The organism is Stenotrophomonas sp. AS1 (assembly GCF_048957655.1).
Taxonomy (GTDB): Bacteria; Pseudomonadota; Gammaproteobacteria; order Xanthomonadales; family Xanthomonadaceae; genus Stenotrophomonas; species Stenotrophomonas bentonitica_A.
Genome location: NZ_JARVXM010000003.1, coordinates 228,455 through 254,192, shown reverse-complemented (window position 1 = coordinate 254,192; position 25,738 = coordinate 228,455). Strand labels below are relative to the sequence as shown.

Sequence of the window (25,738 nt, the reverse complement as noted above, 5' to 3'; positions counted from 1 at the left end):
GATCGGTTGCCACGGACGTGCCGCCCCACGTCCGGGTCCGTCCCCCGCCGCAGCACGTGTGCGCCGGGCGCGTCGCCGGTCGGGAAAAAGACCGTGACAGAGAAGGGAACGCGGGTTGGGGCGATCAGCGGCCACTGCCGCGGCCCAACGAAAAAGGCCGCTGCAGGGCAGCGGCCTTCGATCCGGTGGTCCCGCAGGGCGGGTCAGAGGTCGACGCGGCGGGCCTGCATGAACTTGCCACCCCAGTAGCCGCTGACCAGGCTGTCCACACGGACGTCCTTGCCGGTGCTCGGGGCGTGCAGGAAGCGGCCTTCACCTACATAGATGCCGACATGGTCCACACGGCCCTTGCGGCCGAAGAACACCAGGTCGCCAGCGGCCAGGGCGTTGCGATCGTTGATCAGCTGGGCGGCGCCGTCATGGGCCATTTCGCGCGAGACACGCGGCAGCTCGACGCCCAGCGCGGTACGGAACACATAGCCGACCAGGCCACTGCAGTCGAAACCGCTGTCCGGCGAGGTGCCACCCCAACGGTACGGGGTGCCCAGCAGGGTCATCGCACGGCGCAGCAGGGACTGGACCTTGCCGTTTTCGGCGGCGTCGCCGGCCACGGTAATCGCGCCGGTGCTGGCATCGTAATTGGCGAGCAGGCGGCTCAGATCGCCGGCGAACATCGCCGAACGGTCCATGAGGGGGATGGTGTCGTTGGCCGCCAGGTGCGGAAGCAGGGCGGCGAGGGTGGCGCTGGCAGCGGCATCGGCCTTGCTGCGGGCCGGCGCATCAGCCTTGGGCTTGGCCGGCGCGGAGGAATCGGGGGCAACAGTGACAGGGGTTGCAGAAGCTTCGGGGGCGATCGTCGGTCCGGACTGCGCCCAGGCCGGAAGGCTGGCCAGGCAGAGCGCTGCAGCGAGGAAAGCGGGTCGGGCACGTCGCCGGGTTGCGGCGGTCTGGCCTTTGCAAGTCAGGTCGTCTGTCGTCACGCGGCGGTCACTGAATAAAAACGATGGGTGATGATGCCGTGTAAGCGCAGTGATTAGGTACAAATTCCGTTAATTTTTCGTTTACAGCTATGTGATTCGCGTCACAAATTTGTACCTTACCCCTGTTCAGCTTAGTTAAGGACGCGTTTCGCGCCGGTGTAGTGGTCCTTCCAATAGGGGCCACCGAGCGAGTCCAGCCGGACCGTGCCCCCGGTGCTCGGGGCATGCACGAAGCGCCCTTCACCCACATAGATCCCGACATGGAAGACGTTGCCCCTGTCGCCGAAAAAGACCAGGTCGCCCGGTGCCAGTCGTTTGGGGTCGATCTTCGGCCCCTGCACCGCGGCCAGATCGCGCGAGGTCCGCGGCAGGCGCAGGTCGAGCATTTCCCGGTACACATACGCGACCAGGCCGCTGCAGTCGAAACCGGATTCGGGGGTGTTGCCGCCATAGCGGTAGGGCGTGCCGACCAGTCCGATCGCGCGCATCAGCACCGAGTTGGCAGCCTGCGGATCGTTGGGGGTGACGTTGGGCCAGACCTGGGCCGAGGCGGGCGGCGGGGCCGGGCGGGTGGTCTTGCCGCCGCCGCAGGCGCTCAGCAGGGCGATGATCGCCAGCAGGGCCACGTGGCCGGGCAGGCGGGTCAGGCGCGAAACTGGCGTCATGTGCATGTTGTCCGGATAATGCGCGACCTTAGAAGGCCGTCATGATGGCGGCGTATCCGGCAGGCCACAACCCGCCTCACCCGTCTGCCCTCGGCAGTCTCCAGACCAGAGTTGCGCATGAAGATCGAAAAAGACCGCGTCGTCCGTTTCCATTACACCGTCGCCGAGCAGGGCCAGGAGCCGATCGAGAGCTCCAGGGACCGTGATCCGCTGGCGATCCTGATCGGCCACGGCAACATCATCCCCGGCCTGGAAAACGCCATGATGGACAAGGAAGCCGGCGCCACCTTCGAGGTGGACGTCAAGGCGACCGACGCCTACGGCGAGCGCCGCGAAGGCCTGACCCAGCGCGTGCCCAAGAAGCACTTCGGTACCAGCAAGCTGGTCCCGGGCCAGCAGGTCGTGCTGCAGACCAACTTCGGCCCGCGCGCGGTGACCGTGGAGAAGGTCGGCATGAGCGTGGTCGACGTCGACCTGAACCACCCGATGGCCGGCAAGGACCTGCACTTCAACGTCGAGATCGTCGACGTGCGCGAAGCCAGCAAGGAAGAAATCGAGCACGGCCACGTGCACGGCGACGGCGGCCACCAGCACTGAGTGCTGCGCCCCCTCGTTGATCCAACGGCCCGCTTCGGCGGGCCGTTTTCGTTTCCGCGGCAGGCCGCCGTGCGCACGGCATAATGACGGACCTGGTCAGCGGATTGCCTGTGAACGCAGCTTCTTCTCCTTTGCAGCCGGTGGGCGCGCATGAGCGCATCGCCGTCATCGATATCCTGCGCGGGTTCGCGTTGCTGGGCATCCTGCTGATGAACATGGAGGCGTTCAGCGGTCCGCTGGACCTGTCCTTCACCGGCATCGATCCGCACTGGCAGGGCGCGGACTACTGGGCCGACGCGGCGATCTACGTGCTGGTCCAGGGCAAGTTCTTCACCCTGTTCTCGCTGCTGTTCGGCGCCGGCTTTTCCGTCATGGCGCAGCGCGCCGAAACGGCTGGCCGCGCGTTCGCACCGTTCTATCTGCGCCGCAGCGCCGCCCTGCTGCTGATCGGCCTGTGCCATGCGCTGCTGGTGTGGTCCGGCGACATCCTGGTGATCTACGCGTTGATCTCGCTGCTGTTGCTCGCCTGCCGCGAAGCGCCGCGCAGTTGGCTGCCGGCGATGGGCGCGATCAGCTACCTGGGCGCGGCCGGGCTGGTGCTGGTGCTGGGTGCACTGATGAGTTGGATGGCCAGCATGGAGCACGCGCAGGACCCGCTGCGCGAGGCCATCGCCCAGGCCCAGCGCACGATCGAACTGCAACGGCAGGCGTACGCGCACGGCACGTGGGGCGAGGCCGTCGGCCAACGCCTGCGCGACCTCGGCGCGATGCTCTCGGGCATCTTCGTGATCGGTCCGGAAGTGCTGGGCATGTTCCTGATCGGCAGTTGGTTCGCCCGTAGCGGCGCGCTGGCCGAGCCGGAACGGTTCGCGCGGCTGTATGCGCGGCTGCGCTGGATCGCCCTGCCGGTCGGCCTGGTGTTGATGCTGGGCAGTGCGATCTGGCATCCGTACCAGGCCCCTGGCACGCTGGATCTTGCCGGCGGCGTGGCCTACGCCGTGAGTGCATTGGCGGGGCTGCTGATGTGCCTGGGGTACCTGGCCTGGATCGTGCACTGGCGCGCGCGGCTGCAGTTGCTGGCGCCGATGGGGCGGATGGCGTTGACCCACTACATCGGGCAGTCGCTGGTCTGCACCTGGGTGTTCTATGGATACGGACTGGGCGCGTTCGAGGCGATGCCCCGGCTGTGGCAGATCCCCTTTGCGCTGGCGCTGTTCGCGCTGCAGGTCGGCATCAGCCATGTGTGGCTGCGCTGCTTCCGCTTCGGGCCGCTGGAGTGGATCTGGCGCGCGATGACCTATCTGCAGTGGCCGCCGCTGCGCCCGACCTGACCCCGTCGCGCCCAGCCCCTCACGTCTGGATCGCGGCCGGTCATGGCATGCTGGGAATGCGCATGAGCGTCGGCACCGGCGGTTGATGGCAGAGCTGATCAACTGCCCGCGCGCCGGCGATCGATCCTGCCCCTTACCGAGTTGAGCGATGCCAATGACGACGCAATACGACTATGACCTGATCGTGCTGGGCGGTGGTTCCGGCGGCCTGGCCGCGGCTTTCCGCGCTGCGCAGCATGGGCAGCGGGTGGCGATGCTGGAGCCGGGCGAACTCGGTGGCACCTGTGTCAACGTCGGCTGTGTCCCCAAGAAGGCGATGTGGCTGGCCGCCGATCTGTCTGCACGCATCGGCCTTGCCGCGGCGATGGGATTCGATGTCCCGGTACGCCCCTCGCTGGATTGGAAAGAACTGGTGGTACACCGCCAGGCCTATATCGCCAACATCCATGCCAGCTATCTCAAGCGCCTGGACGAGAACAAGGTGGTGCGCGTGCCGCGCCGTGGTCGGCTGGTCGACGCGCACACCGTGGAATGCAGCGATGGTGTACGCATCAGCGCCGGGCACATCCTGATCGCCACCGGTGCGCATCCGCAGCGCCCGGACATTCCCGGCGCCGAGCTTGGCCTGGTCTCCGATGATTTCTTCAACCTGTGCAGCGCGCCCGAACGCGTCGCGATCGTCGGTGGCGGCTACATCGCGGTCGAGCTGGCCGGGCTGCTGCAGGCCCTTGGCAGCCGCGTGACCCTGCTGGTCCGTGGCGAGCGCCTGCTGGAGCGCTTCGATGCGGAACTCACCGGGCAACTTGCCGAGAATCTGCGCCATCAAGGCGTGCAGGTCCACTTCGGCTACCGCCTGCGCGAGCTGCGCCGTGACGGCGATGCCGTTGTGGCGTTCGGGCACGATGGACCCGCGGATGGCCAATTCGATGCCGTGTTCTTTGCCACCGGCCGGCGCGGCAACAGTGCCGATCTCGGGCTGGAGGCGATCGGCGTGGTGGTGGGCGACAAGGGCGAGGTCGAGGTCGATGCGTGGCAGACCACCGCGGTACCCAGCGTGCACGCGGTGGGTGACATCGCCGGCAAGGTCGGCCTGACCCCGGTGGCGATCGCCGCGGCGCGCAAGCTGATGGACCGCCTGTTCGGTGGCCAGCCCCAGGCGAAGATGGACTATGAGAACGTGGCCAGCGTGGTGTTCTCGCATCCGGCGCTCGGCGCCGTGGGGCTGAGTGAAGAGGAGGCGTGTGCGAAGTACGGCGACGTGCGCGTGTACCGCAGCAACTTCCGCCCGATGCTGCAGGCGCTGGCCGACGGCACCCAGCGCAGCGTGTTCAAGCTGGTCTGCGTGGGCGAGGAGGAGCGCGTGGTCGGTGTGCACCTGCTGGGCGAATCCGCCGATGAAATCCTGCAGGGATTTGCGCTGGCGGTGAAGATGGGCGTGACCAAGGCCCAGTTCGACGACACCGTGGCCATCCATCCGACCTCTGCAGAAGAAGTCGTACTGATGCGCTGAAAGCGCGCCAGCGGCGTGTCGCCGCCGAAGCCGCGCCCGGGATCCGGGTAGTGCCACGCCATGCGTGGCAACCGCGCACGAAGCGGCACAGCCTTCCGCAGGCGCCGGGTCTGTCGGTCGGCCGAGCCCTTTCCGCCGTTGAAACAGGCTCGGAGCGCCGTCCCTGCAGGGTCTGCCGGCACAGAACACCCGCCGCCAGCATGCGACAATGGCCGCCCCACCTGCTGCCCAGCCGCCTCCGTGCGGCTGTTCGCCGTCCTGATGTCGTCACCCGCTTCCTCGCTCCCCACGTCCTCCAGTCGCATCGCCGCCGGCGGCATCGCCTTGGCCGCGATCGGGGCCATTGCCGCCTCGGGCAAGGCGGTCATCGTCAAACTTGCGTACCGGCACGGCGTGGATGCCACCACGCTGCTGGCACTGCGGATGCTGATGGCCTTTCCGTTGTTCGCGGTGCTGGCGGTATGGTCGGCACGGCGCGCGCCGGCGTTGTCCTGGGGCGACCGCGGGCGGGTGGTGTGGCTGGGCTTCACCGGCTACTACCTGTCCAGCCTGCTGGACTTCCAGGGCCTGCAGTACATCAGCGTCACCCTGGAACGGCTGATCCTGTATCTGAACCCGACGCTGGTGCTGCTGATCAGCCTGGTCCTGCTGAAAAAGCGCCCCGGTCGCTGGCAGGTGGCGGCATTGGTGCTCAGCTATCTCGGCGTACTGCTGGCCTTCGGCCATGACCTCCAGCTGGAAGGCGGGCGCATCGTGCTGGGTAGCGCGCTGGTGTTCGCCAGTGCGCTGAGCTACGCGCTGTATCTGTTCGGCAGTGGCCAGGTGGTGGCGCGGATCGGTGCGATCCGCCTGACCGCCTACGCCAGCTGCGTAGCCTGCGTGCTGTGCGTGCTGCACTTCGCGGTGCTGCACCCGATGTCCGCCCTGGGCCAGGCACCCCCGCCGGTGTACTGGCTGTCGCTGATCAATGCGACGGTCTGCACCGTGCTGCCCGTGATGGCGATCATGCTGGCGGTAAAGCGGATCGGCTCGTCGCTGGCCGCGCAGGTCGGTATGCTCGGTCCGGTCTCCACCATCGTGATGAGTCTATGGCTGCTCGACGAACCCATGGGAACGTGGCAGATCCTCGGCACGGCCCTGGTCCTGCTCGGCGTGCTGCTGGTCAGCCGGGTCCGCGCGTGAACGCCGCTGCCGTGGGCGATGACCCGGCCGCGCAGGCACGGGCGCGGATCCTGGCGGTGATCCATGCGATTCCGCGCGGGCAGGTGATGGGCTACGGCCAGGTCGCCGCCAAGGCCGGGCTGCCGGGCAGGGCGCGGCTGACCGCACGCGTGCTCGGCATGAATGACGATCCAGCTCTGCCGTGGCACCGGGTGCTGCGCTCGGACGGCCGCATCGCGATGCCGGAAGGCTCGGCCGGCTGGAAGGAGCAGAGCCAGCGGTTGCGTGCCGAGGGCGTGGTGGTGGAGCGCGGCCGGGTCAAGGGAATGCCGGTGGCCGGTGCCAACGATCTGGATGCCGCGCTGTGGGGACCGGGCTGACGCTGCCTGCGGGTTGAACGCGGGCGCTGGCGCGCAGATCGCAGCGGGGTGCTGCGGCTATGATGGAGGCAGTTCCAAAGGATGCCCCCATGTTTCCCCGCCTGCCTACCGTCACCAAAGCGTTGCTGATCGCCAACGCCGTGCTGTTCCTGCTGCAGCAGCCGTTCCTGCTCGGCAATGCCACGTTCGAGCCCTTCATGCTGCAGCCCCTGGGCGGCGGCTTCGATCCGTTCTCGCCTGGCGGCAACTTCCAGCCCTGGCAGCTGCTGACCTATGGCTTCCTGCATGGCAGCTTCGGCCATCTGTTCTTCAACATGCTCGCGCTCTTCATGTTCGGCGCGCCGTTGGAACAGACCTGGGGCGAGAAGCGTTTCCTGACCTATTACCTGGTGTGTGTCGCTGGCGCCGGCCTGTGCCAGTTGGTGGTCGGCATGATGCTGGCCGATCCGGCCACGGTGCTGGGTGCCTCCGGTGGTGTGTTCGGCCTGCTGCTGGCCTACGGCATGCTGTTCCCCAACCAGCGGGTGATGCTGCTGTTCCCGCCCATCCCGATGAAGGCGCGCACGTTCGTGATCGTGTTCGGTGCAATGGAGCTGATGCTGGGCGCCACCGGCTGGCAGCCGGGCGTGGCCCATTTCGCCCACCTGGGCGGCATGCTGTTCGGCTGGCTGCTGATCCGCTATTGGCGCGGCCAACCGCCGTTCAACAACCGGCGACCGCCGGGCCCGCCGAAGCGGCCCAACCATCTGCGAAGCATCAAGTAACGCAAATAACAGGGACGGAGGTAGTTAATAACCACCTCCGTCCCTGTTAAATGAAAAGGGCGCCCAGTGGGCGCCCTTTTCGTTTCTGCTGTGCAGCGGGGCTCAGCGCCAGACCTTGATCTGATCGTTGTCCACGCGCTGCATCGGCTGGCCCGGCTTGCAGGTGAACGTGGCACCGAAGGCCGGCAGGTTGGACAGCGGGCCGTTGGTGCGCCAGCGGCCCGGGGCCAGGATATCCGAGCTCAGGCGCTGGGCGGCGACGTTCGGCGAGAGCTGCTGCGGCCACAGGCTCGCCCAGGCACGGAAGAAGCCCTGCTGTGCGGCCGGCTTGGCGGCCGGCTCAACGGCCTTGTAGGCCTCCCACGCCAGTTCGAGGCCGGCCAGGTCGGCCAGGTTCTCTTCACGGGTGAGTTCACCGTTGACCTTGGCGCCCTTCACGCCCGGGTAGTCATAGCCGCTGTACTGCGCGGCCACGCGGTTGCCGAACAGGGTCCAGGCGGTCTTGTCGGCCGGGGTCCACCAGCTGCGCAGTTCGCCCTTGGCATCCACCAGCGCGCCCTTGGCGTCGATCGCGCGGGTCAGCTCGTGCGCGACCAGCGCGCCGTAGCTGCCGAACAGGTCGGCGGTATCGCCCTTGGCATTGAACACCGGGCCCTGCAGCACGGCGGCGGTGACGATCAGGCGGTTCTGCGCGATGTCGTAGGCCAGGGCCGGCTGCTGCGGCAGCACGTCCCAGCGACGGTCGGCGTTGCCCTTGCCGATGCGCTTCATCTCTTCGCGGTGGCGCCAGGTCGAGGCGATCAGCATGTTGCCGCCAAAGCTGCCACGGCCCATCGGCTGCACGGTGTAGTCCAGATCGCGCAGCGGGGTGCCGATCTCGATCTTCAGCGCGGCCAGCTTGGCCTGCGCTTCGGTCTTGGCCTCATCGCTCATCCAGGTGCTGCGCTTGACCGCATCGATCTGCACTTCGCGGATCTTGTCCACCACCAGCGCCGCCTTGCGACGGTCGTCGGCCGAGAGATGCTTGGCGGCGTACTCGCGGCCGACCATCGGGCCGGCGGCGACGTTGATCGCATCCAGCACCTGCTCCCAGCGTGCCGGCGGCAGGGTCTGGCCACGCATCACGCGGCCGCGGAACTCGAACTCGGCGTCGCGGTAGGCCTTGGACAGGTACGGGGCCATCGCATCACCCACGCGCCAGCGCAGGTAGACCTTCCACTGCTCCGGCTTGAGCCGGGTGACCATGCCGTCGAGCTGCTTGAACAGCGCCGGATCGGACAGCGAGACCAGGTCGTCATTGACGCCCTGTGCCTTCAGGAAGGCGTCCAGCTGCAGGTTGCGGTAACGGCTGTTGAGCTCTTTGGTGGAGATCGGCGCGTAGTTGTTGAACGGGTTGTTGATGCCAGCCAGCGACTGCGCATTGCGCGCCAGTTCGGTTTCCAGTGCGATCACCGACTGCGATTCGGCATCGAGCTTGTCCGCCGGGGTGCCGGTCAGCGCCAGCACCTGCTTGACGTAGGTGCGGTAGCGCGCCATCAGCGCGACGGTGTCGGCATCGGTACGGGTGTAGAACGCCGGGTCCGGCAAGCCCATGCCGCCCTGCATGAAGTAGCCGATGTGGCGGTCCAGTGCCTTCAGGTCCACGTCCGGGGCGAAGTTGAAGGCCACCGGGATGCCCACCTGGTGCAGCGCGGCGATCGAGGCCGGCACGTCCTTGGCCTTCTTGATCGCGTTGATGCGGGTCAGCAGCGGGGCGATCGGGTTGGAGCCATCGGCTTCCACGGCGGCTTCGTCCAGGCCGCTGGCCCAGAAGTCGCCGAGCAGCTTCTGCACGTTGCCCTGCGGCGCGGTCATCGCGCCATCCAGCAGTTCACGCTGCTGCTGGCGTGCGCGGTCGGCCAGCTGGCCCAGTGCGGTGGTGGCACCGGTCTGCGGCACCGGATTGGCTTTCAGCCAGGTCGCATTGGTGGCCTCGTAGAAGTCGCTGCACTGGGCGCTGACGGCCGGCGCACGCGCGGCGGCCTTCTTCTTCGGCGCGGCGTGCGCATCGGGAGCAGCGACCAGGGTGACCAGGCTGATGCCCAGGGCAATGGCAAGCGGACGGAAGTTGGGCATGTAAAGCAAATCCATCGAGGATTGAAGATCGCGCGAGTGTATCAAGCCGCGATGCATGGCGGCATGCAAGGAAGGGCAGGCAGGCGGCACCGTGGGCCAAGCGGGGGCTGAGGCACAAAAAAGCCCCGCCGGAGCGGGGCAGGAGAGAGCACGGCCAAGCCAACCAGGGCCCGGCCAGGTGGCCGGGGCCCTGCAGGGTGGATCAGAAGTCGTATCGAGCGCTCAGGCGGACCTGGCGCGGGGAGTTGTAGTTCAGTGGCTGGTTGTAACGCGGATCCGGGGTCACCCGGTCGGTCGCGTAATTGCTGTAGTACGACCCGGCAACCTGGCGATTGAGCACGTTCAGAACGTCCGCCTGCAGGCTCAACTTGTTGTCCGCCCAGTTCGGCGTGTAGGCCAGGGACAGGTTGAGGTTGAAGCCCCACGGCGTGGTGCCGTTGTCGCCGCGTGGCGAGAACCGGTAGTCAGCCGAGGGCGGAATGTAGCCGGCACTCCCCGGGGCGGTGCCGCTGCCGGCCAGGCCACAGAAGTGGTAGTACGCGCCGTTGTACAGGCCCTGGTCCGCAGTCGGGTAATAGCTGGTGCACGAACGCGGGCGGCCGGAATCGATCAGCAGGGAGCCACCGACGCGCCACTCGGGCGTGATCCGGTAGGAACCGTAGGCCTTGATCTGGTGCGCACGGTGGTTCGGCAGCGGGCCATTGGCGCCGACCATCAGCTGCGGCAGATCCCAGTCCTGGGTCACCGAGACGTCGGTCTGACCGCCCGCGCCGGTATCGAGATCCGATGCCAGCTGGCCTTCGGTATTGCCGTAGTTGCGGGCGAAGGTGTAATTCACCTTGCCGTAGAACCTTTCACCGATCGAGCCTTCCAGGAACAGGTCAACCGCGTAGTACCGGCGCTTGAGCTTGGGCAGATCGAGTTCGGCGGCGGAGTAGGTGTGCTTGGCCAGCGTTCCGTCGGCCTGCTCTTCCCAGAACGTGTTGCCTACCCCCGGGTTGAAGATGAAGCAGCCGCCTCCCAGTGCCGGGGTGCAGGTGTCATCGATCGCACTTTTCAGGTCACGGTAGGTCACCTTGGCACCCCATACGGCGTTCTCGCCCCAGGCCTGTTCCATGCCGACGATGAATTCGTCCTGGTAATGCGATTTCAGGTCGACCGCGGCAACCGTGCGCGGATCGGGTGCATCGCCGCATTCCAGGTTGGAGGAGATGGCGTTCGGGTTGCCGGGGCAGGTATAGCCCAGGCTCGGATCGACGGGAACGTTGACCAGTCCGGTCGGCGTACCATCGGCAGCAACGCCGGTATAGGTGAAGTACTCCATCGTATACAGCGAGCCGGAGGCCGCGCGGACCGCAACGTTGTTGGGCAGGGCCAGGTGATAACGGCCCGCATTGGCGAACAGCTTCAACGAAGCATCGCCATGGACATCCCAGACGCCACCCAGGCGCGGTGCCCACTGGTTGTCCTGCTTGACGTACACCTCATCGGCGCTGGTGAAGTTCTTGAAGGTCTCGTTGCGCAGGCCCAGCGTCAGCAGGACGTTGTCGCTGACCTGCCAACGGTCCTCCAGGAACTGCGCGGACTGTTCGGTTCTTACCTTGGCGATCTGGGTGTAGTACTGCTGGCGAACGTAGTACCCCTGGCTGCCCAGGCCACCGGCCGAGGCCGGCGAACCGACGCCGTGGGAAGCATCGATGGCGGCATTGGGGTTGTTGGAACGGCTGTACACCCAGATGAACCCGCCGCCGTACTCGCTGCCGGTGTACGACTCTGCTTCCATGACATCCAGGCCGGCGCGCAGGTCATGGTTGCCCAGGCGATAGCCCACGTCCAGGCGCCAGCCCTTGGTTTCGTCGTAAGCACCGGGGACGTTGACCGTGGCGGCCGTCCAGCAGCCGGCATAGTTTGCGGCCGGAATGCCGGGTGCGCGTGCGGTCGCCACGGCGGACGTGCGCGGGCAGGCCGGATCGTAGCCCCACGGATTCTGGCTGTGATCGATCTTCTGGGTGCCGTACAGCGCCGACACCGTGAGGTCATCGGTCAGATAGCCGGTGTACTTGCCGATGTACAGTTTGGACTTGTCCTCATTGCTCGTGCCCGCGTTCTGCTCGTTGCCGTGGGTGAAATCGGCGTAGTTGAAGGTATAGCCGGCGCTGTCGTACTTGGTGACGTCGGAGATGCCGGTGAACTCAAGCAGGTGATTGTCAGTGATGTTCCAATCGATCTTCGCTGCCCAACGCGGATACTCGTAGGAGTATTCCTGCCATGCGTTTGTGGTCGTTGCAGCGGCCTGGCTCGTCGATGCCACGCCGGCACCCTCACGCTTGGTCACCTCGACATTGGCGTAGATGAACAGTTTGTCCTTGACGATCGGGCCGCCGACGTAAGCGCCGGTGGTCTGGGTCCAGCTCTGGTTCTTGTTCCGCAGCTGGTACAGCTGGCCATCCGTGCGCTTGGTCGGATCCGGATTGTCCGCACCGTAGAAACCGGTATCGGCGAAGTTGCTGTTGCGCGGGCTTGCACGCAGGGTTTCCGGGCTCCAGTAGGCGTAACCGCCGCCACTCCATTCATTCGTGCCGCGCTTGGTGACGATGTTGACGACACCACCAGTGGCACGACCGAATTCGGCGCCGTAGCCACCGGTCAGGACCTGCTGCTGCGAGATCGCATCGAAGGGAAGCGTGGTGAAGCCGATCGACGACAGCGGGTTGGTCACCGCGAAGCCATTGATGTAGAACGCGTTTTCGGACGATGCGGCACCGCCGAAACTGGGGACCGTGACGCCACCGGAGGTGTAGCTCGCGTTGGAAATCACGCTGGGCGCCAGCAGCGCCACGCTGGCGATATCACGGCCGACCGCGATCTCCTTCAGCTGTTCCGAGGTGAATACCGTGCGGGTGTCAGTCTGGCTGACGTCGATCTTGGGCACGGCCGTCGCCCTGACCTCGATGCGGTCCAGCTGCTGGACGCCGGTGCCGGAGAAGGAAACCTCGGTGCCACTGGCGATCACGACCTGCACCCGTTCGCGGACTGCGATCACCTGGCCATCTTTCTCGACGGTCACCTTGTAATTGCCGTTCGGCAGATCGCTGGCACGGTAGCGACCATTGCGGTCGACGGTCACGGTACGGCTGGTACCGGTGTCCAGGTTCTGCACGCTGATGGTGCTGCCGGGTTCGCCGGTACCGTAGATATTGCCGGTAACGGACTGCGCGTGCGCTGCCCCGGCCAGGCACAGCCCCAGCGCGATGGTCAGGGTGGCCCGACGAAGCGGCATGGCTTGCTTGATCATCAACTTCCCCCATTCAATTGAAAGAATTAACGGGTGCTTAATGAAGCCCCGTTAGCTGAATATCAAATAAACCACCTGGTTGCAACAATTCTGTCATTCAATTTTTACATCAGAGACAAAAACACCCGTTCGTTACGCATGCGGCCGTAGATCGGGAAAACGACAAAGGCCCGGGTTTCCCCGGGCCTTTGCATGGGTAACGCTCAATAAAGGGCGCTTGTTACCAGATCACGACCTGCTGGTCGCCAGCGCGCACCATCGGCGAGCCGGCCTTGCACTGGAACGCCGCGGCGAAGGTGGGCAGGTTCGACGGGGCACCCATCGCGCGGAACTGCGCCGGGGCATGCGGGTCGGTCGCCAGACGGACCTTCATGTTCTCCGGGGTGTACTTGGTGCGCCACACGGTGGCCCAGTTGAAGAAGAAGCGCTGGTCACGGGTGAAGCCGTCGACCTTCGGATCTTCCTTGCCGGCCGAGGCCTTCTGCAGGGCGTCGTAGGCGGTGGCCAGGCCACCCAGGTCGGCGATGTTCTCGCCCAGGGTCAGCTTGCCGTTGACCGGCTGGCCGTCCACCTTGTAACCGTCGAACTGCTTGATCAGCTTGCCGGTCAGGCCGCTGAAGTTCTTAGTGTCCGCCTCGGTCCACCAGTTCTCGAAGTTGCCGGTCGGCCCGAAGCGGCTGCCCTGGTCGTCGTAACCATGGGTCATTTCGTGGCCGATCACCGCACCGATGCCGCCGTAGTTCAGCGCGTCATCGGCCTTGGGGTCGAAGAACGGCGGCTGCAGGATGGCGGCCGGGAAGACGATCTCGTTCTGCAGCGGGTTGTAGTAGGCATTGACCGTCTGCGGGGTCATGCCCCACTCGGTCTTGTCCACCGGCTGGCCGATCTTGGACAGCGCGAACTTGTAGTTGAACGCATTGGCGGCGCGGACGTTGCCCAGGTAGCTGTCGCGGCCGGTGGTCAGGCCGCTCCAGTCACGCCACTTGTCCGGGTAGCCGATCTTCGGAGTGAAGGTTTCCCACTTGGCGATGGCCTTGGCCTTGGTCTCATCGCTCATCCAGGTCAGCCCCTGGATGCGCTCCTTGAGGGCGGCGGCCAGGTTCTTCACCAGCTCTTCCATCTTGGCCTTGGCTTCGGGGGAGAAGGCGACCTTCACGTACAGCTGGCCGAACGCATCACCGGCATCGTTTTCGATGGTGCCCAGCACGCGCTTCCAGCGCGGCTTCTGCTCCTTCTGACCGTTCAGGGTCTTGCCGTAGAAGTTGTAGTTCTCATTGACGAAGGCATCGGCCAGGTACGGCGAGGCGCTGTCCACGGTGTGGAAGCGCAGGTAGGCACGCCACACCGACGGATCGGTATCGCCCAGTGCCTTGCTCACTTCCTGGTGGAAGCTGGGCATGGCCAGCGAGAACTTCTCCGGGGCGGCGATGCCCTGGGCCTTGAAGAATTCGGTCCAGCTGAAGTTCGGGGTCAGCTTGTCCGCGTCGGCCACGGTGACCGGGTTGTAGAACAGCGAGACATCGCGCGAGAGCTCGACGCTGGACTTGGACGCCTTGGCCAGGCGCGTTTCGAACTTGACCACATCGGCGGCCTGCTTCTCAGCGTCGGCCGTGGCCACGCCGGCCAGTTCCAGCACCTTGGCCACGTGGGCCTGGTAAGCCTTGAGCTTGTCGGCGTTCTTGGCGTCGGTGTAATAGGTGGTGTCCGGCAGGCCCAGGCCGCCCTGGCTGGCGTAGGCCAGGTTCATGCTGGAATTCTTGAAGTCCGCTTCCGGACCGAAGCCGAACAGCACGTTCTCGCCCTTGGCGGCGCTGGTGCGCAGGTAGTTGGCGATCGCATCCTTGTCCTGCAGGCCGTCAATGGCGGCCAGGTCGGCCTTGATCGGCTCGATGCCCTGGGCGTTGATCTTGGCTTCGTCCATGCCGGTGGCCCAGAAATCGCCGACGATCTTCTCGATGCCGGCCGGATTCTTGACCGCCGCGACCTGCTCGGCGAGCTGGTGCTGCACGGCGACCGAGCGCTCGTCCAGGATGGTGAAGGCGCCCCAGCTGGTGCGGTCGGCCGGGATCTCATTGGCGGCCAGCCACTTGCTGTTGACGTAGTCACCGAACGCGCCACAGGCGTCCATGCTGGTGTCCAGATCGGACGGGTGGAAGGCGTTGTAGGCCGGCAGCTTGCTCTCGTCGAGCTTGTACTCGGTGGCGGCCGGGGCCGCCGGCGCGGCGGTGGAGGCTGCGCTGTCCGTGGCCGGGGTTTCGTTCTTGCCGCAGCCGACCAGCGCGGCCGAAACGGCCAGGGTCAGCAGTACCAGTTTGGGTGTACGTGCGATCACGTGATTGGCCTCCAGGCCGGAAAAGTCGTGCAGGAATGGCCCCGAAGAGCCTGTGGGCCAGACGATACGCCGCCGGCCCGGCCTGCAAGGGTGTCGAAGGTCATGGCCGATGGCAAGAGGCCTGATCCGGTCAACTGCGGACGTGGCCCCGGCCGGCAGCGGCCAAGGAAAAGCCCCGCCTTGCGGCGGGGCCTGGGGGTGTCATCCCGGGTTTGGCTCAGTTGGTCTTGGTGCCGAAATCGTACTTGGCCTGCACATACACCGCGCGTCCGTACGGGTTGTAGATGCTGCTGTTGTACGGCGAGGCGATGTTGCCGGCGTAGCTGTGGGCCTGGCCGTCGGGCATCTTGTTGAAGACGTTGTTGACCATCAGCGACAGGGTCAGGTTGTCCAGCGCCCGGTAGTTCACACTGAGGTTGTAGGTGGTGTAGGAGCCCCACTTGCCGGCTTTGTAACCGGACGGGTGGACGTAGTCGAAGCTCTCGCCCAGGTAGGACATGTAGTTCGGCGTCTTGCCGATGTAGTTGAAGTACAGCGTGGTGGTCCAGCGGTCCTTGGCCCAGCCCACCGAACCATCGGTACGGACCTTGGCGTAGGCGTCGTAGTACCACATCGCATACGGGTCGCGCAGCAGATCCAGATAGTCGTCGCCCGGCTGCGGCTGCAGCTCGCGCTTGAGGATGTTGGTGTAGTTGCTGGCGAACTGCAGCGAGCCGAAGCGGCCGATGTCCTGCACGTACTTGAAGCTGGCCGTCAGGGCCTGCAGGTTCTGGCGCGCGACGTTGAGCTTGGGCGTGAAGATCTGCTCGATGTTGCCGGCCGCATCGCGGGTGATCCAGTCAGCGACGTTCTCGCAGCTGGCCGAGGTCGGGTTGCCCTGGCCATTGCGGCAGTAGTACTCCGCGCGCAGCAGCTGGTCCGAGCTCAGGGTGTCGACTTCGTTGTCGATCTTCCAGTTGTAGTAGTCCACCGAGACCGAGAGGTTGTTCATCGGTGCCCAGACCACGCCGGCGTTCCAGACATCGGCGGTGATCGGTTCCAGCTCCGTGTTGCCGGCCTGCACGCCGAACACCGACTCGTTGCCGTACGGGCAGGCGAGGGTATCGGCCGGGGCGTAGCCGAGCTGGCCGCAACGGTAGTAATCGACCGCGCCGTTGGCGTAGTAACCGCTCTCGCCCTGGAAGGCGTCGGGCAGGGTCGGCGCACGGAACGCGGTGCCGTACTTGCCACGGAACAGCAGGCTTTCGATCGGACGGAACTCCACGCCGACGCTGTAGGTGGCCTTGTCGACGGTGTTGTTGGCGATCTTGTAGGCGTCGTAGCGACCCGAGCCGGTCACGGTGAGCGAGTCGATCAGCGGCAGGCGCAGTTCGGAGGTCACCGCGTAGTTGCTGCGATGGCCATTACCGGCCACCGAGGTGGTGCCCCACACGCTGCCGTCCATCAAGCGCTCATCCGGACGGTAGTCCCAGCCTTCGCTGCCGGCTTCGGCGACCACGGCAAAGCCTGCATCGCCACCGGGCAGGGTGAACAGCGAGCCGTTGGTGAGCTGGAAGCGGCCCAGGTTCTGCCAGGTCTTGCTCTGGTTGTAGGTGTAGCCGGTGAAGGTCTGGAAATCGCCGGCTGGCAGCTGCGAATAGAACGCGCCCCAGTTCGGGCTGTAGATGTTGTAGCCGTCATCGGTGGTGCCCAGCACCGGGCCGAGCACGCGGTTCTCGAAGTAGCTGTCGATGTCATCGGCCCAGCGCACGAAGCCGCGCTCGGTCAGCTTGTATTCGCCGCGGCTGAAGCTGGCGCTGTAATCCCAGTTGCCGAACGTGCCACGCCCGCCCAGGGTGACCTGGTAGGCCTTGTTGCGGTCGGTGTTGAGGATGTCCTTGTAGCCGTTCGGCCCGATGTCCTCAGGCGCGAACGCGCGCTGCAGGTTCATGTACTGATCGGTGTCCTGGTCATAGAACGCGCCGAAGCTCAGGTCGCTGCCCCAGAACGTATACCCCGAACCCGGCGTGTACTTGACCTCTTCCAGGCTGTACAGCGCATCGGCGAACAGGGTGAAGTTGTCGTTCACATCGAACGTCATCGAGCTGTAGAACTGGCTGCTCTCCTTGTCGTTCTTCAGCATGCGGTAGCCGGCGCCGTAGGCCGAGCCGCAGGACTCGCCGGCCGCGCGCGTGCCCAGCACGGTGGTGCCGCCGAACTGACCGGCGACGCTGGCGCAACGGGTCGGGTCCATCATCACGAACGCGTTGTTGTCGGCGGGCAGATAGACCAGGAAATCGTTGGCGGGCACCTGCGCGCTGTAGCCGACGCGGTTGTTGGTGCGGGTCAGGTCGCGCTGGTAGCCCCAGATCGGGTTGCTCTTTTCGTACTGCACGTTGACCAGTGCATTGAAGCGGTCATCGGCGCTGTTGAAGCCCCTGGCGCCGCTGACGCGGATGTTGTTGCCGCCGCCTTCGGTGGTGGCGCCGCCGCGGACATTGAGCACGCCGCCATCCATGCGCTCCTTGAGGATGATGTTGACCACGCCGGCGATGGCGTCAGAGCCGTACAGCGAGGACTGGCCGCCGGGCAGGATCTCGATGCGCTCGACGATGTCGATCGGAATGCCGCTGAGGTTGTTGAACGCGTCGCTGCCGTTGTACAGCGCCGGGTACTGCAGCATCGGCCGGCCGTTGATCAGGTATTTGGTGTAGCCCGGGTCCAGGCCGAACATGCCGGCCGCTTCGGCACCCTGTGTGAAGGAGGCGGCGGTCTGGCCGCCCTGCAGGCCGCCGGTGGTCAGCGAAGACTGCTGCAGCACCTCGGAGATACTGGTGAAGCCGCGAGTCTGGATGTCCTCGGCGGTGACGGTCAGCACCGGTGTGTGGTTCTCGATCTCCGTCTGTGGGATCAAGGACCCGGTGACGGTGACGCGGTCGAGATTGGTGGCGGCGTTGTCCTGTGCGAAGACGGTGGCGCTGGTGAGCAGCAGGCCGGTGAGGACGGCGGCGGCAAGCGGATGACGCGAGATCGAATTACCTTGGCGAGACATGTGCAACCCCATGTAGTGGTGATGTCGTGGCTTTCCCTTCCATGGGACCTCTTGATTGCGTGCAATAACGATCCGGTATCAGGCCTGCATGGCCGTCCTTGGGTGTTTCATTCTGCGTTCAGTCGGTACCGGCGTGCCGCGAACGTAACACGCGCTTAACGTGAAATACGCTGAATGGTCATCGCCGATAATTGCTTTGCATTGACGGAAATTGAAACGCTTTGAAAAACAAGTGCCTGGGTCTAGATGAAATTTTATTTATGTTTCGTCAATGAGTGGATGCTGAATATGGCCCAGCGTTAACAACTGAGATCAGTGTGCATATGCTTGTCCCATAGACGCATCGCACCATGAAAAAGTCGGACATGCTCATGCCTCTCTCGCGGCGGCGCATGTCGTTGCATTCAGGGCGGCGGACGGGCAATACGCCGGTTGCAGCCCCACAAACGCGAAACGCCCCTTTCGGGGCGCTCCGGATGGCGAACCGGCAGGGCAGGGCCCTGCACGGTCGCCGGTGTGGCCTGCGGCGGTTACTTGCCGAAGTCGTACTTGGCCTGGACGTACACGGCACGGCCGTACGCGTTGTACAGGCCGGTGTTGTACGGCGCACCCGAGGTGCCCAGGTAGCTGTAAGCCTGGCCGTCGGGCATCTTGTTGAACACGTTGTTGACCATCACCGACAGCGTCAGGTCATCCTGGGCGCGATAGTTCACGCTCAGGTTGTACGTGGTGTACGAGCCCCACTTGCCTGCCGCCTTGCCCGACGCCGGGTGGACGTAGTCATAGCCGTTGATGCCGGCCAGGTAGTTCGGGGTCTTGCCGATGTAGTTCGCGTACAGCGTGGTGGTGAACTTGTCGACCGACCAGCCAACGGAGGCATCGCTGCGGACCTTGGCGAAGTTGTCGTAGTTCCACATCGCGATCGGGTTGCCCAGCAGATCCTGGAACTCCTCACCCGGCTGCGACTGCACTTCACGCTTGAGCATGTTGGTGTAGTTGGCCGAGAACTGCAGCGAGCCGAAGCGGCCGATGTCCTGCAGATACTTGAAGCCGACCGTCACGGCCTGCAGGTTCTGGCGAGCCACGTTCATCTTCGGGGTGTACAGGCTGCTCAGGTTGCCGGCGGCGTCGCGCACGACCCAGTCGGCCACGTTCTGGCAGCTGGCCGAAGAGCCGTTGGGCAGGCCGTTGCGGCAGTAGTACTCGGCCAGCAGAAGCTGGTCGGTGCTGGCCGTATCGACTTCGTTCTCGATCTTCCAGTTGTAGTAGTCGGCCGAGATGGAGAGGTTCGCCATCGGTGCCCAGACCACGCCTGCATTCCAGACGTCGGCCGTGATCGGCTCCAGGTCCGGGTTGCCGGCGCGCTCGGAGTACACCGAGACGTTGTCGTGGTAACGGCAGTCGGCGGTGTTGCCCGGTGCATAGCCCAGGGTGCCGCAACGGTAGTAGTCGGTCGAGTTGGGCGCGTAGTACCCGCTCTTGCCCTGGAAGGCATCGGACAGGGTCGGTGCGCGGAAGGCAGTGCCGTACTTGCCGCGGAACAGCAGGCTGTCGATCGGGCGGTATTCCAGGCCCAGGCTGTAGGTAGCCTTGTCGACGGTGTTGTCGGCGATCTTGAACGCGTCATAGCGACCCGAAGCGGTCACCGTGACCTGCTCCAGCACCGGCATGCGCAGTTCGGAGGTCACCGCATAATTGCTGCGGTGGCCATTGCCGGCCACGGCCGAGGAGCCCCACACCTGGCCGTCCAGCAGGCGCTGGTCGGGGGAGTAGTCCCAGCCTTCGCTGCCACCTTCAACCACCACGGCGAAGCCGGCATCGCCGCCCGGCAGCGAGAACAGCGAGCCGTTGGTGATCTGCACGCGGCCCAGGTTCTGCCAGGTACGGCTGCGGTTGGTCGCGTAGCCGGTGAAGCTGGCGAAATCTTCTGGCGAGATCGGCGAGTAGAACGCGTCGTAGTTCGGGTTGTAGATGCCCCAGCCGTCGGCCGTGGTGCCCAGCTGCGGGCCCAGTACGTGTTCGGCGAAGTAGTTGTTGATCGGGTCCTTCCAACGCATGAACTTGTTTTCGGTGAGCTTGTACTCACCGCGGGTGAAGCTGGCGCTGTAGTCCCAGTTGCCGGCCATGCCCTTCGCGCCCAGGGTCACCTGGTAGGAGCGGCTCTCGTCACTGTTGAGGACGTCGTTGTAGCCCTGGCCACCGATGTCTTCCGGGGCGAACGCGCGCTGCAGGTTCACCACCTTGCCCGAGGACTGGTCGTAGAAGCCGCCCATGCCGCTCTTGGTGCCCCACCACAGGTAGCTCGAACCGGAGGTGTACTCGGTCTTTTCCTTGCTGTACAGCACGTCGGCGAACAGCTGCAGATTGTCGTTGACGTCGAAGGTCATCGCCGAATAGAACTGGCCGCTGTCCTTGCCGTTCTTGAGCGTCTTGTAGCCGGCGCCGAAGTAGGTGCCGCACGACTGGCCGGTCGGGCGGGTGCCCAGCACGGTGGTGCCACCGAACTGGCTGGCCACGTTGGCGCAGTTGTTCGGGTCCATCATGTACAGGCGGTTGGTATCGGCGTCGATGACGGCGAAATCGTTGCTCGGCAGCTGCGCGGTGTAGCCGTTGGCATTGGTGGTGCGGGTCAGGTCGCGCTGGTAGCCCCAGATCGGGTTGCTCGACTCGATCTGCACGTTGACCAGTGCGTTGAAGCGGTCATCGAACGCGCTGAAACCGTGCGCGCCGCTGAAGCGAACGCTGTTGCCGCCACCTTCGGTGTAGGTGCCGCCGCGCACGGAGATGCTGCCACCGTCCATGCGTTCCTTGAGGATGATGTTGACCACGCCGGCGATGGCGTCCGAACCGTACAGCGACGACTGGCCGCCCGGCAGGACTTCAATGCGCTCGACGATGTCGATCGGAATGCCGCTGATGTTGTTGAACGTATCGCCGCCGTTGTACAGCGCCGGATACGACATCATCGGACGGCCGTTGATCAGGTACTTGGTGTAACCCGGGTTCAGGCCGAACATGCCCGAGGCTTCCGCGCCCTGGGTGAAGGACGCCGAGGTCTGGCCGCCCTGGAGGCCGCCGGTGGTCAGCGAGGACTGCTGGAGGACTTCGGCCACGCTGGTGAAGCCGCGGGTCTGGATGTCCTGCGCGGTGATGGACATCACCGGCGTCTGGGTTTCGATATCGGTCTGCGGAATCAGCGAGCCGGTGACGGTGACTTTGTCCAGCGTCGTGGCTTTATCCTGTGCCATGGCCGGAGCGGCTGCGGTGGCGATCAGGGCGGAGAACAGTGCAGCGGCGAGCGTGTTGCGACGTGCGGTGGTGCTGTAATTCATTGATAGTCCATAGAACAAAACAGAAAGCACTGACGCCAATGATTCCCTCCCGGAACGCGCGGAAAACGCTCAACGTAGTGCGTTTCGACCGTAACATGAACTTAACGAAAATTGCATGGTTTCGTAGCAATCGGGATTTTCAGTCAGGTGCAGTCAAGGTTGTATAGTGTTGCGTCCAATTGTTGTGTTCCCGGAGTGCCCGCAGTGAGTGCCAGCCAAGTGCGTCGTCCCCACGCCAGCCAAGTGCAGAAGGGGTTGTCGCCGCATCCGCGCGTGCGCAACGTGATCGCAGTGGGGTCGGGCAAGGGCGGGGTCGGCAAGTCCACCACCGCGGTCAACCTGGCCGTCGCACTTGCCGCGCTCGGCGCGCGCGTGGGCCTGCTGGATGCCGATATCTACGGCCCCAGCGTGCCCGCCATGCTCGGTCTGAGTGGCCGTCCGGAAAGCCCGGACAACAAGTCGATCGAGCCGATGCGCGCGTTCGGGGTGGAGACCATGTCGATCGGTTACCTGATCGAGGACGAGACGCCGATGATCTGGCGCGGGCCGATGGCCACCTCGGCGATGACGCAGTTCTTCAATGACACGCTGTGGGACGACCTGGATTACCTGCTGATCGATCTGCCGCCGGGCACCGGCGACATCCAGCTCACCCTGACCCAGAAGATTCCGCTGGCCGGCGCGGTGATCGTCACCACGCCGCAGGACATCGCCACGCTGGACGCGAAAAAGGCGCTGAAGATGTTCGAGAAGGTGGAGGTGCCGGTGCTGGGCATCGTCGAGAACATGGCCGTGCATACCTGCAGCAAGTGCGGCCAGGTCGAGCATCTGTTCGGCGAGGGCGGTGGCGAGCGCATGGCCGCCCAGTACGGGGTGCCGCTGCTGGGGTCGCTGCCGCTGGAGATCGGTATCCGCGAGCAGGGCGATGCCGGTACGCCGATCACTGCTGCCGCGCCGGCGTCTTCTGCGGCCCAGGCCTACCTGCGCGCGGCCGAGCGGTTGATCGAGGAAGTGGCCAAGCGGCCGCGGGCAGCCATCCCGATCCTGTCCTCGTTGCTGTAAGGCTTTTGTTCCCTGCAGAAAAAACCGCCGGCACGAGGCCGGCGGTCAAGAGAGAAAGCAACGCGGGTTTTCGGCTTACCAGTCGTACTGCACCTGGAACCGGACATAGCGCGGATCGTTGAAGTACTTCGGCGTGTTGTAGTTGTAGTAGGTCCGGATGGTCGGTGCCGAGCTCGGGCGGCCGTACTGGGTTTCGTACACCTGGACCGGCTTGATGTTGTTGAAGGCGTTGATCACCGAGACCTGCATGCTCAGCCCTTCCAGCCAGTTGGGCGTGTAGGTGATGTTCGGGCTGACGGTGAACTGCCACGGCGTGCGGCCAGCGCTGCCCACCTTGGAGATCTCGTCGGTACCCTGTTCGCAGGTGTGGAACACGCCGGTATAACCGTACTCGGTGTCGAAGCTGCCCCAGCCGCCACCGAGGCAGCTTTTCGGTGCGCCGGACTGGGCCAGCACGTTGACGCCGACCGACCACTCGTCGGTGAACTTGAAGCCGCCGAAGAGCTTGAAGCTGTGGCGGTGGTCGTTGAACAGGTAGCCGTCGGCGCCGTACATGATCTCGGCAAAGTCGAAGTCCGAGGTCGTGCCGGTGTCATCCTGGCCGTTGGTGCTCTTGACCAGACCTTCGTAGTTGCCCTCCAGCTTGGACCAGGTGTAGGAGAGGCTGGCGTACCAGCGCTCGGTCTGCTTGTCCGCGCTCAGGGTGACGGCCTTGTAGGTGCGCTTGGCCTTCGGGCCCAGCGTATCGCCCGGCACATTGATCTCTTCCACCGTGCCATCGCCGTCGACATCCAGGGTAACGTTCAGGTCGCTGCCGGGATTGTAGATCCAGCAGCCCGGCAGGCCTTCCGGCACGGTCCACGGGTCGGACCAGTTGGACAGGTCATAGCCGGCGGCAACCGCTGCGTTGTAGAGCGAACGCGAATCGCAGGTGTCATCGATCGCATTGTTGATGCGACGGTAGGTGGCCTTGATGCCCACGGTCCAGTCGTTGAAGAAGTCGACCGACGAATTGATCTGCTGCTGGTAGCCCAGGATGACTTCGTCCTGGGTGTACGGCTTCAAGCCCCGCGACGCGACCGCGCGCGGATCAGGCGTAGCACCGCTTTCGCCGTTGATCACTGCGTCATACGCACCGTCCTCGAAGCTGCCGGTGACGATCGGCGAGCCGTTCGGATTGATGCCGCTGTAGGTGAAATACTCGTCCAGATAGTACGAGGCACTGGCTGCGCGCAGCGCGACGTTGGCGGCGATCGGCAGCGAGTACCGGCCAACCGAGGCGAACAGCTTGCTGCGACCGTCGCCCAGGATATCCCAGGAGAAGCCTGCACGCGGCTGCCAGATGTCATCCTGCTTGACGAAGGAGATGCCGTCCGAGTTTTTGTTGTCGAACGAGTCATTGCGGATGCCCGCATACAGCATCAAGTTCGGTGTGATCTGCCAGTTGTCCTGCAGGTACCACGACTGCTGCTTGATCTCGATGGAGCCACCGTTGCGGAAGTTCACCCGCTCGGCATAGTCATCTTCCAGATACCACAAGGCCCCGCCGGAGTAGGACGTGCCCTGCACGGAGGTCCATTTTTCGTCGCTGTAGCCGAAGCCGATCTTGTGGTCGCCCAGCTGCCAGTCGAGATCCAGGCGGGTGCCTTTGCGCTCGTTGCGGCCGCCGAAGATGCCGACGGTGCTGGCCACGGCGCAGCCGATCTGGCGACCGGTCCCGCCGGTCTCGGACCGGTAGTCCAGAACGTAGGGGCAGCTGCCCTGCGGGCTGTTGATGTCGCCGTCGTAGGTGCTCATCACACCGTCGGGGCTGATCGTGTGCTCCGAGCTGCGGTTGCGCATCTGGCCGTACTGCAGCGATGCAGTCAGGTTGTCGGTCAGGTAGCTGGTCCACTTGAAGACGTCGGTCTGGCCGCCGGACTTGCCGATCAGCGCGCCGAGGGCGCTGGTCTTTGCCGGTTCGCCACCACTGCTGGCATCATCATAGGCAGCGTTGTAGTAGTCGTAATTGTAGCGGCGGCTGTTGTCGAAACCGGTGTACTCGAGGTGGTTGCTGTCGTTGAGGTACCAGTCCAGCTTCAACAGCCAGTACGGGGTCTTGGACTCATAGTCGTAGGCCGACGTGGACAATGCGGTAGCGGAGGGCGGACGGCCATTGGTGGTGTACTGCGAGCCGCGGTTGCCGTAATTGCCGATCTTGGAGTTGCTGAACTGGCCCATCGCAAACACGAACAGCTTGTCTTCGATCAGCGGGCCACCGGCCCAGACGCTGTAGACGTTGGAGCTGCTGCTGTTGCGATCATAGGAACGGAAGAGCGAGCCATCGTCGTAGTACGTATCGGGCGCGCTCTCGCGCAGCGAATCCGGGGCGCCGGTCCAGCTGAAGCCACCCTTCCATTCGTTGGTGCCGCGCTTGACGTTGACGCTGGTCACGCCGCCGGTGGAGAAGCCGTACTGCGCGCCGTAACCGCCGGTCTGCACGTCCAGCTGGTCGATGGCCTGGTAGGGGATCTCGGAGAACGACAGGCTGTCGTACAGATTGGTGACATTGAAGCCGTTGACGTAGTAGCTGTTCTCTGCGGCCGAGGCGCCGCCGAACGATGCCGGGCCGAAATATCCACTTGATGCAACGGTCCCGGGGGTGAGCAGCGAAACGCTCGTGATATCGCGTCCCACGGGGAGGGAATTGAGCTGGTCGGCGGTAAAGGTGGTGCGCGATTCCACGCTACCGAGATCGATGGCATTGGCCGCGCCGAGCGCGCGCACATTGACCGTGTCGAGGGAGGTGGCGCCGCTGGATGCCGAGGCGAAGCTGGCAGTGGTCGACTGGCCGGCGACGACATTGACGCGCGTGGTGTTCACCGCACTGCCGCCACTGAAGGTGGTGACCTCATAAGTGCCGATGGGCAACTGCGAGAAGCTGAAGCGGCCGTCGGTTCCGACGGTGACTTCGCGGGTGGCACCGGAGGCCAGGCTCTTGACCTGAACCTTCTCCGCCGTAGCGCTGCCGTTGATGTTGCCGGAGGTGCTTTGTGCGAAAGAGGTGCCGATGCATGCGCTCAACATCAAGGCGAGTGCGGTACGGGCGAACTTGCGTCCATGGATGGTGTGTTTCATCAGATTCCTTTGCGTGATGCTTTACGGTGACTGAATATCCCTACCTGAATCGAGTGTTCAGGCTTA

Annotated in this window: 15 protein-coding genes and 1 pseudogene; 8 read left to right on the top strand and 8 right to left on the bottom strand. The window is 64.8% G+C overall.

The window, feature by feature from the left end; all coding sequences use genetic code 11:
- Nucleotides 1–203: 203 nt before the first annotated feature.
- The gene (locus PV764_RS05405) at nucleotides 204–980 is read right to left on the bottom strand and encodes a C40 family peptidase (protein WP_421116268.1); all 777 of its coding nucleotides are present in this window, start codon (nucleotides 978–980) and stop codon (nucleotides 204–206) included.
- Nucleotides 981–1,111: 131 nt separating this feature from the next.
- Nucleotides 1,112–1,651 carry a C40 family peptidase gene (locus PV764_RS05400; protein WP_019182631.1) on the bottom strand — a complete coding sequence of 180 codons (540 nt, stop codon included), beginning with the start codon at nucleotides 1,649–1,651 and terminating at the stop codon, nucleotides 1,112–1,114.
- Nucleotides 1,652–1,762: 111 nt separating this feature from the next.
- Here PV764_RS05400 and PV764_RS05395 point away from each other — a divergent pair, with 111 nt between their 5' ends.
- From PV764_RS05395 to PV764_RS05365, 7 genes and pseudogenes are all read left to right on the top strand, one after another.
- Complete coding sequence (locus PV764_RS05395) at nucleotides 1,763–2,242, top strand: FKBP-type peptidyl-prolyl cis-trans isomerase (RefSeq protein WP_019182632.1); 480 nt, start codon at nucleotides 1,763–1,765, stop codon at nucleotides 2,240–2,242.
- A gap of 83 nt (nucleotides 2,243–2,325) precedes the next feature.
- Nucleotides 2,326–3,573 carry a DUF418 domain-containing protein gene (locus PV764_RS05390; RefSeq protein WP_019182633.1) on the top strand — a complete coding sequence of 416 codons (1,248 nt, stop codon included), beginning with the start codon at nucleotides 2,326–2,328 and terminating at the stop codon, nucleotides 3,571–3,573.
- A gap of 17 nt (nucleotides 3,574–3,590) precedes the next feature.
- Nucleotides 3,591–3,731, top strand: a pseudogene (locus PV764_RS05385) (amino acid dehydrogenase); the annotation flags it as partial.
- The gene (gorA, locus tag PV764_RS05380) at nucleotides 3,728–5,083 is read left to right on the top strand and encodes a glutathione-disulfide reductase (protein WP_019182634.1); all 1,356 of its coding nucleotides are present in this window, start codon (nucleotides 3,728–3,730) and stop codon (nucleotides 5,081–5,083) included. The pseudogene PV764_RS05385 and the gene gorA, both read left to right, overlap by 4 nt.
- Nucleotides 5,084–5,344: 261 nt before the next feature.
- The gene (locus PV764_RS05375; protein ID WP_026069690.1) at nucleotides 5,345–6,265 is read left to right on the top strand and encodes a DMT family transporter; all 921 of its coding nucleotides are present in this window, start codon (nucleotides 5,345–5,347) and stop codon (nucleotides 6,263–6,265) included.
- Nucleotides 6,172–6,624, top strand: coding sequence for an MGMT family protein (locus PV764_RS05370; RefSeq protein WP_421116267.1), 453 nt, complete (start codon nucleotides 6,172–6,174; stop codon nucleotides 6,622–6,624). The genes PV764_RS05375 and PV764_RS05370 overlap by 94 nt, the downstream gene beginning before the upstream one ends.
- 89 nt (nucleotides 6,625–6,713) lie before the next feature.
- Entirely contained in the window at nucleotides 6,714–7,388 is a 675-nt protein-coding gene (locus tag PV764_RS05365; RefSeq protein WP_019182637.1) for a rhomboid family intramembrane serine protease, read from the top strand.
- A gap of 102 nt (nucleotides 7,389–7,490) precedes the next feature.
- Here the strand turns inward: PV764_RS05365 and PV764_RS05360 are convergent, their stop codons facing one another.
- The 5 genes from PV764_RS05360 to PV764_RS05340 all read right to left on the bottom strand — a co-directional run bounded on the left by PV764_RS05360 (nucleotide 7,491) and on the right by PV764_RS05340 (nucleotide 21,493).
- The gene (locus tag PV764_RS05360; RefSeq protein WP_046273319.1) at nucleotides 7,491–9,503 is read right to left on the bottom strand and encodes a M13 family metallopeptidase; all 2,013 of its coding nucleotides are present in this window, start codon (nucleotides 9,501–9,503) and stop codon (nucleotides 7,491–7,493) included.
- 202 nt (nucleotides 9,504–9,705) lie between these two features.
- The gene (locus tag PV764_RS05355; protein WP_019182639.1) at nucleotides 9,706–12,798 is read right to left on the bottom strand and encodes a TonB-dependent receptor; all 3,093 of its coding nucleotides are present in this window, start codon (nucleotides 12,796–12,798) and stop codon (nucleotides 9,706–9,708) included.
- Nucleotides 12,799–13,018: 220 nt separating this feature from the next.
- Nucleotides 13,019–15,127 carry a M13 family metallopeptidase gene (locus PV764_RS05350; RefSeq protein WP_174704342.1) on the bottom strand — a complete coding sequence of 703 codons (2,109 nt, stop codon included), beginning with the start codon at nucleotides 15,125–15,127 and terminating at the stop codon, nucleotides 13,019–13,021.
- Nucleotides 15,128–15,347: 220 nt separating this feature from the next.
- Nucleotides 15,348–18,161, bottom strand: a complete 2,814-nt coding sequence (locus PV764_RS05345; protein ID WP_421116266.1) for a TonB-dependent receptor domain-containing protein — start codon at nucleotides 18,159–18,161, stop codon at nucleotides 15,348–15,350.
- Between the two features lie 530 nt (nucleotides 18,162–18,691).
- Nucleotides 18,692–21,493, bottom strand: a complete 2,802-nt coding sequence (locus PV764_RS05340; protein WP_421116265.1) for a TonB-dependent receptor domain-containing protein — start codon at nucleotides 21,491–21,493, stop codon at nucleotides 18,692–18,694.
- A gap of 204 nt (nucleotides 21,494–21,697) precedes the next feature.
- On the opposite strand from PV764_RS05340, the gene apbC reads away from it, so the two are divergent.
- Nucleotides 21,698–22,555: an iron-sulfur cluster carrier protein ApbC gene (gene apbC, locus PV764_RS05335; RefSeq protein ID WP_399619086.1), complete on the top strand. Its 858-nt coding sequence runs from the start codon at nucleotides 21,698–21,700 to the stop codon at nucleotides 22,553–22,555.
- 75 nt (nucleotides 22,556–22,630) lie between these two features.
- On the opposite strand, the gene PV764_RS05330 is transcribed toward apbC, so the two are convergent.
- The gene (locus tag PV764_RS05330; RefSeq protein WP_421116264.1) at nucleotides 22,631–25,672 is read right to left on the bottom strand and encodes a TonB-dependent receptor; all 3,042 of its coding nucleotides are present in this window, start codon (nucleotides 25,670–25,672) and stop codon (nucleotides 22,631–22,633) included.
- Between the last annotated feature and the right edge of the window lie 66 nt (nucleotides 25,673–25,738).